Consider the following 11,912-nt stretch of genomic DNA (forward strand, 5'->3'; position numbering starts at 1 on the left):
ATTCAGCGCGGCAGCGGCGGGCCCGGATCCAAACCCATCGCCATGCGCGCCTTCCGGATGAAATACAGGCCACCCCGGGCGGTTTCGCGAGCGACGCGGACCTGCCCGAGGGTGGTCGCCGCCGCCAGCTGTGCCCGCGCCGTATTCATCCGGTCCACCGCCTCGCCGAGCGCGTCCAGCGCGGAGCCGTCGTCGGTGTCGAGCTGGACCAATTCGCTTCCCATTCGCTCCAGATAGCCGCGCACCTCCGACTTGGCCCGGGCCACCCGATCGGCGTTGCCGGACCATTCGCGCGAAATCCACCACACAGCCAGCCCCAACAGGACCGCGATGAGGACGAGGAAGAATAGGCGTCCCATCTGTCCAGCTTACGGCCGTGTGGTCTCAGTTCAGGTCGAGCACCGCTTTGCCGTGCAGCCGTCGCGACCGCAGCATCTCCGCAGCGTCCGCGACGCCGCTCCAGTCACCCCGCCAGGCGATACCGGGATCGAGGACCCCGGCCGCCACCCGGTCGGCGAGCCAGGTCAGATCGGGGGCCAGGCTCGCGCAGTTCAGCAGAAAGAAGCTGGTGATCGACCGGTCATGGCGTCCCTGATCGCCGAAAAACGTGCCGAACGGGAAGATCTCGTCCTGCCCGGCGGCGTGCCCCACGGCGACCACGGTCGCGCCTTCACCGAGCGCCGCATAGGCCGACACGAGTTGTGGGCCGCCGATGAGATCCACCGCGCCGTCCACCGGCGCGGTCAGCTCGCCCGGATCGGTCAGCACCTCGGCCGCGCCCAGGTTCCGCACAATGTCGCCGTGCCGGGCGGGATCACCGGTGGTCGCGATGACGTGCGCGCCGCCCAGCCGGGCGAGTTGCACCGTGAAACGCCCGACGCCACCGGTCGCGCCCGTGACGAGGACGCGCCGGCCGAGGATCGGGCCGAGCCGGTGCAGCGCGCGCAGCGCCGTCGCGCCCGCGACCGGAATCGTGCTCATTGCACCGAGATCCGCGTCGTCCGGGACGATTCCGAGCAGGCCGGTGTCGACCGCGCGCAGCTGGGCCCAGGCACCGGCCGGGCCCAGGGTGGTCACCCGGGTGCCGGCCGCCGGGCCGGAACCGTCGGCGGCGGCGCGTTCGACGACTCCCGCCGCATCCCAGCCCAGGACGGTCCCGTCCGGCGCGGACGGCAGCCCGAATCGGAGTTCGCCGTCGTTGAGCGAGATCGCTGTCACCCGGACCAGCGCCTGGTTCGGGGCCGGTCGTGGATCGGGGGCCTCGGCGACCCGCAGGCCGGCGGGAACGGAGTGGTCGACAACCAATGCGCGCATGAGCGAATGCCTTTCGGGGTGGCCAGGAGAACGAACGCTAATATGCCACTGAGTGGCAAAAGCTGTCAAATGGCAATTGCGGCCCATGGGCTAGACTCGGGCCATGGCTGAAACCGCGTCCGACCGGCTGCCGCTGCGGGAACGGAAGAAGCAGCGCACGCGTCAGGCGCTGATCGATACCGCGCTGGACCTGTTCCTCGAGCGCGGCGTGGACCGCACCACGCTCGATGAGCTGTGCGACGCCGTCGAGGTCTCCAAACGCACCTTCTTCCGCACGTTCACCAGCAAGGAAGATGTGGCCATGGCCCCGCTCCAGGATCTGTGGATCGCCTTCCTGGCCGAGTTGACCGATCGGCCGCTGCGTCCGGTGCCACTGCTCGAGACCTTGCAGGACACGTTGCTGGCCACTCTCGACCGCATGCCCGCCGACGACTGGGCCGACCGCGCCCAGCGCAGTCATCGCCTCGTCGCCACCACTCCCGCCATGGCCGCGCACAACCTGCAATTCTGCGATCGAACGATCGGCGCCGCCCTGACGATCCTGGCTCAGCGTTTCGACCTGGATCCGATCACCGATCACCGCCCCCGCCTGGCCCTCGACATCCTGGTGGCCGCCTTCCATCGTGCGCTGGACACCTGGACCACCCCCGATACCGCGACCCTCGCCGCGACCCTGCGCACCACATTCGCCGCGGTCCCCGCGGCCCTGACCCTGACCCCCACCCCGACCTGACCCGGTGGCGGTGTCGTGCACGAGGGCGGAAGTCCGTGTGCCGCTGCCGGGTCGGTGGCTCGCCGGTACGCTGTGCGGAATCGAGTCGGCTTCTGGGAGCGGTTGGGGGTAGGTGTGCACGACGGGCATGGCGGTGTAGGTCCGCAATACGGGGGTCCGCCGAATGGGCCGTATCCGCCGTACGGCGGACCGCCGAACGCCGGGCAATTTCCCGGTGGGCAGTTTCCTGGCGGGCCGCCGCCGCGCAACAATCTGCCGTGGATTCTGTGTGGAATCGGCGCTGCCGTACTGGTTTTGGTGATCGTGGTCGGTGCGGCGGTCGCCTTGACGACGCGCGAGGGTGCCGAGGACGCGGCCGCACCGACTACCACGAAGGTCCCGCTGTCGACCCCCGCCTCGCTCGGGACCGGCCTGCCGTCCGCGTCGCCCAAGGCGACCACTGTCACGTGCGTCTACAACGATGCCTCCCGCCCCGCCGACAAACCGGTCACCAAACCGGTCCGGACCCTGGTTCCGACAACGGGCGCGAACACCCTGGTGCGTATGGACACCAGCGCCGGTCCGATCGCGATGACGCTCGCCAACGCCGACTCGCCCTGCACGGTCAACAGTTTCATGAGTTTGATCGAGCAGAAGTTCTTCGACGGCACCTCCTGCCACCGCATGACCACCTCCGAGGGTCTGCGCGTGCTTCAGTGCGGTGACCCCTCCGGCACCGGAATGGGCGGCCCGGGTTACGAATTCGCCAACGAGTATCCGACCGACGCCTACCCGGCCGGCGATCCGAAGGCGCAGATTCCGATCGCCTACGAACGCGGTGTCCTGGCCATGGCGAACGCGGGCGCGGACACCAACGGCAGTCAGTTCTTCATCGTCTACGGCGAATCCCAATTGCCCCCGCAGTACACGATGTTCGGTGTCGTCGACGCGAGCAGTATGGCCACCCTGGACACAATCGCGGCGGGCGGCACCGACGACTCCAACGGCCCCGGCGACGGCCGGCCGAAGATCCCGGTCGAGATCGCATCGGTGCGCTCGGCCAACTGAGCCCGCCGCGCGGCGTTCGGTGCTTCAATCGAACCTGGAACGTGTTTCAACGGACCAGTGGGAGATAGCCATGGTCACACCGTCGATACCCGCCGGATTCGATTTCACCGATCCCGACCTGTGGGCGCGGCGCCGCCCGACCGCGGAATTCGCGGAGCTGCGGCGGGTCGCGCCGGTGTGGTGGTGTGAACAGCGGGACAGCGGTTTCACCGACGGCGGGTACTGGGCGGTCACGAAACTCGAGGACATCAAGGAGATCTCGCGCCGTCCGGAGCTGTTCTCCTCCGCGGAGAACAGCGCGATCGTGCGCTACACCGCGGACACCACTCGCGCGGACCTGGACCTGCAGCGGGTGATCATGCTGAATATGGATCCGCCCGCGCACACCAAGAACCGGCGGATCGTCTCGAAAGGTTTCACGCCCCGCGCCATCGAGAGTCTGCGCGCTGCCCTGGCGGTGCGGGCCGAGCGAATCGTGCACGAAGCCAAGGAGTTCGGGCACGGCGACTTCGTCGAGCAGGTCGCCGCGGAACTGCCGCTACAGGCGATCGCCGAACTGCTGGGCGTGCCGCAGGAGGACCGCAAGCAGATCTTCCACTGGTCCAACTCGATGATCGGCTCCGATGATCCGGAATTCGCCGACGAATCGGTCACCGCGCGAATGGAACTCAGCGGTTACGCCTGGAAGCTGGCCGAGCAACGGCGGCGCTGCCCCGCCGAGGACATCGTCACCCAGCTCGTGCACGCCGATATCGACGGCGAGCAGTTGGGTTCGGAGGAGTTCGCGTTCTTCGTCATCCTGCTGTCGGTCGCGGGCAATGAGACCACCCGCAATTCGATCACCCACGGCATGAAGGCTTTCGTCGATCACCCCGAGCAGTGGGAGCTGTATCGGGGGCAGCGCCCGCGCACCGCGCCGGACGAGATCGTCCGCTGGGCCACTCCTGTCACGGTGTTCCAGCGCACCGCGACTCGCGATCTCGAACTCGGCGGTCAGGCGATCCGGCAGGGTCAGCGGGTCGCGATGTTCTATGCCTCGGCCAATTTCGACGAGGACGCCTTCACCGACCCGTTCACCTTCGATATCCTGCGCGACCCGAATCCGCATGTCGGTTTCGGCGGCGCGGGCACCCACTACTGTCTCGGCGCGAACCTGGCCCGGCTGGTGATCGACCTGATCTTCAACGCCATCGCCGACACCATGCCCGGCCTGCGCCAACTCGCCGAGCCCGAGTATCTGCGCTCGGGCTGGCTCAACGGCATCAAACGCTGGGAAGTCGCCTACGAGTAGTCCGCCCGTGCGCGCGAGCCGGTCAGGCGAAGGCGGCGGGGTCGACCGCCGCCGCCATGGCGGCGTAGCCGGCGTCGCTGGGGTGCAGGTGGTCGCCGCTGTCGAAGGCCGGAGCCAGGCGGGCCGGAGCGGCCGGATCACGCAGGGCCGCATCGAAATCGACGATGGCGTCGTAGTCGCCGGAGGTGCGGATCCAGGTGTTGACGGCCTGCCGTTTCGCTTCGGCGGCGGGGGAGTCGTACGGGGAGCCCTGTATAGGGGTGAGGGTCGCGCCGATGATTCGGATACCCTGGGCGCGGGCCTGCTCGATGAGGTTCCGATAGCCGCTGATGAGATCGTCGGCGGTGACGGGGACCACGGTGTCGGGTGCATCGGCGCCCCCGGTGCTCAGGCCGATGTCGTTGATGCCCGCCAGCACGATGACCGTGCCGACGCCGGGCTGATCGAGCACGTCGGCGCGGAAGCGGCGTCGGCCGCTGTCGCCGAGCCAGGACGAGTCGACGGTGACGCGGTTGCCGCCGATCCCCTGGGTGAGTACCGCGCGCGGATTGCCCTCGGCGGCAAGCCGTTCGGCCAATTCGTCGGGATAGCGATTGTCGGCGTCCGGGGTGGAGCCGACGCCGTCGGTGATGGAATCGCCGAACGCGACCACGCCGGCGCGGTGCGGGAGCGCGTCGAGGACCTCGACGCCGGAGAGGTAGTACCAGGACCGGGTGGTGTCGGTGAACGCGGCGCCGGCCGGATCGGCACGGTGGTCGCCGGTGGCGCGGTAGCTGGTCTCGAATGCCTGGGCGTGCTGGGTGGCCGGGCCGGTCGGCTCGGCGAGGTAGAGGGTGATGGTCAGGGATTGGAACGGGGCGACCGGGAGGGCGGCCGGATCGGTGGCGAGATCCGCTCCGGCCGGTATCTCGAACGCGGACTTGCCGCCGATGGTCAAGGTGCGCAGGGTTTCCGGGCGGATCTCCGCTCCGGCCGCGGTCACCGCGAGGGTGGCTCCGGAGACGGTGAGCGGCGCGGTGCCGTATCGGTTGGTCAACCGGACGCGGGTGGTGGCGCCGCCGCTCGATACTCGAATCACCTGTCGCAGTGTGTGATCGGTGAATCCCTCCTGAGACCAGTTGGGAGGCATGGTCTTACTGGGCAGCTGTGGCGAAGTCGTCCAGGCGCTGGTCCAGCCCGGCGGCTGCGCCGGAGCGGTGTGGGCGGTCGTGACCCCGACGAGTACGAATAGAACCGCGATCAGGGCGGATAGGAAGCGCATTGCGAAAGTCCGTTCAGCAGAGGGGAAATCAGTGGGCGGCGGCCGGTGCGAGTTGCCGGGAGGTGGTGTGGGCGGGACGGCGCAGCACGAGCAGTCCGACCACGAGGGCGGCGGCCAGCAGTCCGGCGGCGACGGTGAAGGCGAGCCGGTATCCGCTGGTCAAGGCCGCTGCCTCGGTAGCGCCCGCCACCAATTCGGTACCGGTGCGCGCGGCGGCGAGGGTGGACAGTACGGCGATGCCGATGGCCATGCCGACCTGCTGGGTGGTGCTGAACAAACCGGAGGCGAGCCCGGCGTCCGCGGGGGCGGCATCGGCCATACCCAGCGTGGTCAGCGCGGGCAGCACCAGCCCGCCGCCGGCGATCAGTACCATCATCGGCAGCAGATCCACCGCGTAGGAGGCCTCGACCGGAAGCCTGGTGAGCCAGCCCATTCCGGCCAGCAGCAGCACCAGTCCCGCCAGCAGGACGGTCCGTGCGCCGAACCGGGTGATCAGCCGAGCCGAGGCGAACAGTGACACGCCGCCGATGGCGACGGCGGCGGGCAGCATGGCCAGGCCGGTCGCCAGCGCGCTGTAGCCGAGCACCCGCTGCATGTAGAGGGCGACGAGGATCTGGAATGCGAACATGGCCGACAGGGTCAGCATCTGGGCCAGATTGGCGCCGGAGACGCTGCGGGAGCGGAAGATTCGCAGCTGCAGCAGCGGCGTGCGCGCGGTCCGCTGCCGGACGACGAAGCCGAGCAGCAGCGCGCTCGAGATCGCGCCCAGGCCCAGTGTGCGCGCCGAGGTCCAGCCGTACTGCTCGATCTGCACCACCGTGTAGATGCCGAGCATGAGACCGCCGGTCACCAGCAGCGCGCCGAGTGCGTCGGCGCCCGCGGACAGTCCGATCCCGCGGTCGGCGGGCAGTGACTTGATGGCGAAGGCTATGGTCAGCGCCCCGATCGGCACATTGATGAGAAAGATCCAGTGCCAGTTCATGGCGTCGGTGAGCACTCCGCCGAGCACCTGGCCGATGGACGCGCCGGCGGCTCCGGTGAAGCTGAAGATCCCGATGGCCCTGGCGCGTTCGCCGTTCTCGGTGAACAACGTGACCAGGATGCCCAGCACCACCGACGACGCCAGTGCGCTACCCACGCCCTGGAGGAACCGGGCGGCCACCAGCATGGCGGGTGTCGTGGCCGCACCGGCGAGCAGTGAGGCGATGGTGAAGACCGCGTTCCCGGTGAGGAACAGCGACTTTCGGCCGATCAGGTCGCCGAGCCGACCGGCCAGCAGCAGGAGTCCGCCGAAGGCGATCAGGTAGGCGTTCACGGTCCAGCTCAGTCCGGCGGGGGTGAAGCCGAGGTCCTGCTGGATGGCGGGCAGCGCCACGGTCACGATGCTGCCGTCGAGGATGGTCATCAGCGTCGCCGCCGACAAGACGGTGAGTGCGAGTCGTTTGGAGCCGGTCATGAGAAGTGACCGTACTAGATAGTTCTGTTGCAGACAATATGTAAGGGGATTATTGGCGGGCGCGACGCGCCGCCGGTGCCTCGACGGCCGCGGCCAGGTGTCCTTCCGTCAGGGAGGTGAGGGCGCGCAACAGGTTGTCGCGGCCCGATTTGGACAGCGATTCCAGCGTCTCCCGATGTACTCCGTCGACGATCGCCTGACTGCGCGCGGCGACCTTCGCGCCCTCCGGCGTCACCGCGATGATCCGGGCGCGCCGATCGGTGCTGGACGGCCGGCGCTCGGCCAAACCGGCCTTTTCCAGGGCATCCACGGTGACCACCATGGTGGTCTTGTCCATGTCCCCGATCTCGGCCAGCTGGATCTGGGTCCGCTCCTGCTCGAGCGCGTGCACCAGCACGCAGTGCATGCGCGCGGTGAGCCCGATCTCGCCCAGCGCGGCCGCCATCCTGGTGCGGAGCACATGGCTGGTGTGGTCGAGCAGGTAGGACAGATCGGGCTCGTCGCGCTTGGGCGCCAGTGCGGTCATGCGCCCATCATAGTTTCGTTGCGGATAGTCTTCAGATTTCCGACCGGATCAGCGGTTACCGCCCAGCGAGCTCAGGGTCACCTGAGCCAGCGCGGTCAGATAGCCGGGGAGCACGGCGGCGTTGGCCGGATCGGTGGCGGTGGTGGCGACGGTCCGGATGGCGCAGCCGGGAGCCTGGACCGGCTGGTCGCCGGTCAAAGCGCGGGTGATCCAGTCGAAGGCGCCGCCCAGGCCGGTGACGGCGACGATGCCGTGCGCGCTGCCGACGTTGGGCATCTCGTCGCGGACGTAGGTGACCGACGAGCCGCCGGCGCAGTAGGCGTCCACCATGCGGTCGGTGCCGCCGATGGTGCTGACCTCGTCGTGTGTGCCGTTGTACACATAGATCGGGGCGGTCGGCGCGTGCCAGCCGCGTCCACGGGCAGCGGTGGCGGCGGCGATCACGGGATCCGCCAGTACCTGGTCGATCGGCACGTTCAAGTATTCGGCCACGGGCCGGAAGACATTCTGCCCCACGACATCACGCACACACTGATTCGCGACACCGGCGATGACCTGACGCCCGAACGGGGTGAGGTACCGATCGAGCCGGGCCGCGAACTCGGGGTCGTCCTTGGAGACCGCCGCCATGCCGAGCGGTACCAGACCGGCGGTGGCCTGTCCGCTCGCGGTGCGCAGGGCGCCGAACAGATCCACCACCGGCGCACCCAGGGCGGCGCCCGCGATGGTCAGTTCCGGTGCGTAGGCGGGCTGGAGCTCGGCCGCCCAGCTGCTGGCGATGGCGCCGCCGGAGTAGCCCCACATCGCCACCTTCGTCGCGGCACCCGCCAGGCCGAGCGGCGCGAAGTTCTCGGCCGCACGGATACCGTCCAGAGTGGCGTAGCCCATTTCGCGCGGGGTGAAGAAGTGCGCGTCGATGCCGCCGGGATCCGGTAGCGCGACCGCCCAGCCCTTCGTCAATCCGGCTGTCGCCGAGGCGATTTCGAGGCCGGACAGGCCGGAGGCAGGCCGGCTCAGCGTCTGCGACGGCGCGCAGTCGGGATCGATCGAGTCGTAGGCCATCTGAAACGACAGCAGCGGCCGCGGCCGACTCGGGCCGTCCGGGACCAGCACGGTCGTCACCGACGCGTACGGCGATCCGTCCGAGGCGGTGGTCCGGTACAGCAGTTGCCAGGCGCGCGCGGCCACCGGCAGCGTGCGCAGTCCGGGCAGGTCGACGGTCCGGCTGGCGAGAATCGTTCCGGGCCTGGTCTGTTCGTATCCGGCCGGAGGCTGATAGAAGGCCGCGTCGGTCGCGGACCGATCGGCGTGGGCGGTGGCGTTCGAAACCCCCACCGCGACACCCGCGGTCAGGGCCGCGCACGCGACGAATCGAAGAATCCGGGACGCGGATTTCTGAGGATGAGGCACGAGCCCTCCGTGGTGACTGCTTTGTCTGCTGGAGCCATCACACGGTGACACAGCTTTACTTGAAAGTAAAGCTCTGGATCGGGAGTGGGTCGCTGCCGGGTAGCTCGGCATGAGAGCCTGGTTCCGATGCCACCGACACGTCGCAGACCGACCGACGACCAGCTCCTCGACGCCGCCCGCGTCGTCTTCGCCGCGTCCGGCTACCGCCGGGCCAGCATGGAAGCCATTGCCCGCGAGGCGAACTCGACCAAGCCGACGCTGTACGCGCATTTCGGATCGAAGGAGGAACTGTTCGGCAGACTGTTCCGCCGCGAAGCCGACATCATGGAGGCGGCGCTGCTGCCGGTATACGCCGACCTGCCCGGCCGGCCGCTGCGGGAGATGCTCGAGGTGGCGCTCGGCGCGGCCGTCCGCTACGGCCTGGCGCACCCGGAGGGCGCGCGCGTGGTGGCCATCGCGATCAACGGCCGCGGGCCCGAACCGACGCTCGGCCGCGCGCTGCTGGAGCGGCTGATCGATGCCATCGCCGGCGTCGTGGAGGAGACGCTGCGTCGCGAAGGCCGCGACCCCGGGCCGCTGGGCCGGATGATCGCGGCGATGATCTGGGGCGCGGCGATCGAAGCAACGCGCGTCGCGCACACCATGGGAGTTGCCACCCCCGAACTCGTGGAGTGGCAGATCATCTATCTGCTGGGTGGTTTGGAGGCCGCCCTCGCCCACGCACTCGACGGCGGACGTCCGCCACTCGCGGACTGACCGAAGGCCGGGCCCGGTCGGACCCGGCACGCACTCGGACTACTGGGGTTCCGGATGGGTCGTCGGCGTGTGCACGATGTCGTAGTAGACGGCCTTGTCGTCGTTGTTCGGGTAGACGCGGTAGGTGAATTCCTGGTCGGTCAGCGTGACGATGTCGACCACGCGCCTGCTGGTTTCCACGCCCGCGTCGTTCTTGCCGACGATGGTGCGGGTCTTGCCGTCGGCCGACACCGACCAGTCACCCTGCATCTTGGGCGTGTCGTCGAGATTGAACATGGTGAAGGTGCCGTCGGGCTCGAAATAGGCGTAGCCGACGAAGTTCTTGACATTGTCGTTGGTCAGCGGCACCTCCGCCCCGGAGGCATTCTTCGCCGAGGTCGTTTCCCACGGCGTGGCGGCGAGGATGGCCGCGGGCGTGCCCGGCTGCACGGCCGAGGGCATCGCTGCCGCCGACGTGGAGGTGGGCATCGCGGCGGAGGTGGACATGGACGTGGTGACGGAACTCTTGTCGTCACTGTCGTCGCTGCTGCAGGCACCGAACAACCCCACTGCCGCAGCCGTCGCGGCAACCGCCACGAACTTTGTGCTCAGCTTCTGTTTATCGGTCATTGCGCCGATGCTAGTTAACTATCGGCAAATGGGGACTCGATTGTCAGAAGCTGGCGACCTTGGCCTGGCCGGTGACGACGTTGTCGGTGCTGTCGACCAGCGCCACCCGCACCTGGACGGTCTGACCCGGTGCCAGGCGCGTGCCGGTCAGCATGACCACCGTGTTGTGCCGGGCACCGTCGCAGGTGAGGTCGGATTGCGCGCCCCCGGCCGAGGGGCGGTCGGCCTGTGGTTCGCCGACCATCACCTTGATGGCCGTCACGCCCGCGGCGGCATCGCAGCTGTAGTCGACCGCGACGTTCTCCGGGCCCAGGGCGGTGGCATCGATGCTGGTCTCGGCGAGCGCGGGGGCGGCGGTGGAGACGACAGCCGCCCCCATCGCGCCGAAAGCGGCGACGACGAGGGCGCGGCGGCGGATGTTCTGAAGTGTTGCCATGGATCTCGGTCCTCCTGGTCGGCGGAAGTGGATCGTGGAAACAAGCTCAGACCATCCATAGTGCCACCGTGGCGCTAGCCGAACTGCTTCAGCAGCAGATCCAGGGTTGCCATGGAGTTGCGGTAGTCGGGTCGCTGGCTGGTCGATGGCATGTCGTAGACCTGGCCGGACTTGAAGGCGGGCAGCGCCGCCAGCAGTGGATCCTGCTTCAGTTGCTCGATGCTGCGGCCGCCGTCCAGGCGCACCACGAACAGCGAGGGGGCGTCGGCGACCACGGACAGCATTTCCGGGCTGATCGTGACCCAGTCGGCCGCGGCGGGCCGGGCCGGGTTACCTGCCTTGGCCTCCACCGTGGCGTCGACCTGGAAACCGACATCGGTGAGCAGGGTCGCCAACGGGCCGCCGGGTGCGATCAGCGAGGGCTTGCCGTCCATGCGGGACTGGAGCACCGACACCGTCCCCGCCGGAATCTTGATGGCCGCCTTCACCTCGGCGACCTTGGCGGTGTAGGCGTTGCTGAGCGGTTGTACCCGGTCGGCCTTGCCGACGATGTCGGCCACCGATTTCAGCTGGTCCTGCCAGGCGGTGAGGTTGGACGGCACCAGAGCGGTGGGCGCGATCGCCGACAGTTTGTCGTAGGCGTCGATGGACTGCTGGCCGGGGAAGCCCTGGCCGCCGCCGATGATCAGATCGGGTTGCTGGGCGGCGATGAACTCCAGGTTCAGGTTGTCGCCGGAGGGCAGGATGGTGACGCCCTGGCGCTTGGCGTCCTCGGCCCAGGCCGCGGGGAATTCGCCCGGCGCCAGGGTGACGCCGAGGATGCGCGGGTCGACGGATTTCACGTTCGCGCCGAGGTCGAAGAGGTATCCGGCCAGCGAGCCGTTGACGACGGCGATGCGCTGCGGGTCGGCGGGCACCGTCACGGGTCCGCGTGCGGTCTGCACCTCGCGGGTGCCGCCGGTGGCCGCGGTTTCGGTGTCGGAACTGCCGCACCCCGTGACTACCGCGAGTGCCGCGAGCAGGAGCAGGGCGAGGGCGGCGCGCCAGCGTGCCGTCATTCGGGTTAGGCTAAA

At 68.9% G+C, this 11,912-nt stretch carries 13 protein-coding genes; 4 read left to right on the plus strand and 9 right to left on the minus strand.

What is annotated here, in order from left to right; genetic code table 11:
- Positions 1-2 precede the first annotated feature (2 nt).
- Together ACFVMC_RS11275 and ACFVMC_RS11280 are read right to left on the minus strand one after the other, a co-directional pair.
- A complete protein-coding gene (locus ACFVMC_RS11275) occupies positions 3-359 on the minus strand; it encodes a hypothetical protein (RefSeq protein WP_379209090.1) in 357 nt (118 codons plus the stop codon).
- Between the two features lie 25 nt (positions 360-384).
- Positions 385-1,314: a zinc-binding dehydrogenase gene (locus ACFVMC_RS11280; protein ID WP_379209092.1), complete on the minus strand. Its 930-nt coding sequence runs from the start codon at positions 1,312-1,314 to the stop codon at positions 385-387.
- A 103-nt stretch (positions 1,315-1,417) separates the two neighbouring features.
- On the opposite strand from ACFVMC_RS11280, the gene ACFVMC_RS11285 reads away from it, so the two are divergent.
- From ACFVMC_RS11285 to ACFVMC_RS11295, 3 genes are all read left to right on the plus strand, one after another.
- Positions 1,418-2,047: a TetR/AcrR family transcriptional regulator gene (locus tag ACFVMC_RS11285; protein ID WP_379209093.1), complete on the plus strand. Its 630-nt coding sequence runs from the start codon at positions 1,418-1,420 to the stop codon at positions 2,045-2,047.
- A 297-nt stretch (positions 2,048-2,344) separates the two neighbouring features.
- Entirely contained in the window at positions 2,345-3,094 is a 750-nt protein-coding gene (locus ACFVMC_RS11290; protein WP_379209095.1) for a peptidylprolyl isomerase, read from the plus strand.
- 70 nt (positions 3,095-3,164) lie between these two features.
- Positions 3,165-4,385: a cytochrome P450 gene (locus tag ACFVMC_RS11295; protein WP_379209097.1), complete on the plus strand. Its 1,221-nt coding sequence runs from the start codon at positions 3,165-3,167 to the stop codon at positions 4,383-4,385.
- Between the two features lie 22 nt (positions 4,386-4,407).
- Here the strand turns inward: ACFVMC_RS11295 and ACFVMC_RS11300 are convergent, their stop codons facing one another.
- The 4 genes from ACFVMC_RS11300 to ACFVMC_RS11315 all read right to left on the minus strand — a co-directional run bounded on the left by ACFVMC_RS11300 (position 4,408) and on the right by ACFVMC_RS11315 (position 9,038).
- Positions 4,408-5,463 (minus strand): SGNH/GDSL hydrolase family protein, encoded by a 1,056-nt coding sequence (locus tag ACFVMC_RS11300; RefSeq protein WP_379209099.1) that lies wholly within the window; start codon positions 5,461-5,463, stop codon positions 4,408-4,410.
- Between the two features lie 211 nt (positions 5,464-5,674).
- Positions 5,675-7,102 carry an MFS transporter gene (locus tag ACFVMC_RS11305; protein ID WP_379209100.1) on the minus strand — a complete coding sequence of 476 codons (1,428 nt, stop codon included), beginning with the start codon at positions 7,100-7,102 and terminating at the stop codon, positions 5,675-5,677.
- A 49-nt stretch (positions 7,103-7,151) separates the two neighbouring features.
- A complete protein-coding gene (locus tag ACFVMC_RS11310; RefSeq protein ID WP_379209102.1) occupies positions 7,152-7,628 on the minus strand; it encodes a MarR family winged helix-turn-helix transcriptional regulator in 477 nt (158 codons plus the stop codon).
- Positions 7,629-7,676: 48 nt separating this feature from the next.
- Positions 7,677-9,038: a lipase family protein gene (locus ACFVMC_RS11315; RefSeq protein ID WP_379209103.1), complete on the minus strand. Its 1,362-nt coding sequence runs from the start codon at positions 9,036-9,038 to the stop codon at positions 7,677-7,679.
- Between the two features lie 126 nt (positions 9,039-9,164).
- On the opposite strand from ACFVMC_RS11315, the gene ACFVMC_RS11320 reads away from it, so the two are divergent.
- Positions 9,165-9,794 (plus strand): TetR/AcrR family transcriptional regulator, encoded by a 630-nt coding sequence (locus ACFVMC_RS11320; protein WP_379209105.1) that lies wholly within the window; start codon positions 9,165-9,167, stop codon positions 9,792-9,794.
- 39 nt (positions 9,795-9,833) lie between these two features.
- On the opposite strand, the gene ACFVMC_RS11325 is transcribed toward ACFVMC_RS11320, so the two are convergent.
- The 3 genes from ACFVMC_RS11325 to ACFVMC_RS11335 all read right to left on the minus strand — a co-directional run bounded on the left by ACFVMC_RS11325 (position 9,834) and on the right by ACFVMC_RS11335 (position 11,897).
- A complete protein-coding gene (locus ACFVMC_RS11325) occupies positions 9,834-10,403 on the minus strand; it encodes a DUF4822 domain-containing protein (protein WP_379209107.1) in 570 nt (189 codons plus the stop codon).
- A 43-nt stretch (positions 10,404-10,446) separates the two neighbouring features.
- On the minus strand, positions 10,447-10,839 hold the full coding sequence (locus ACFVMC_RS11330) for a hypothetical protein (protein ID WP_379209108.1): 393 nt from the start codon (positions 10,837-10,839) through the stop codon (positions 10,447-10,449).
- 74 nt (positions 10,840-10,913) lie between these two features.
- Complete coding sequence (locus tag ACFVMC_RS11335; protein WP_379209110.1) at positions 10,914-11,897, minus strand: ABC transporter substrate-binding protein; 984 nt, start codon at positions 11,895-11,897, stop codon at positions 10,914-10,916.
- Between the last annotated feature and the right edge of the window lie 15 nt (positions 11,898-11,912).

It is taken from the genome of Nocardia sp. NPDC127579 (assembly GCF_042672005.1).
In the GTDB taxonomy this organism is placed as follows: domain Bacteria; phylum Actinomycetota; class Actinomycetes; order Mycobacteriales; family Mycobacteriaceae; genus Nocardia.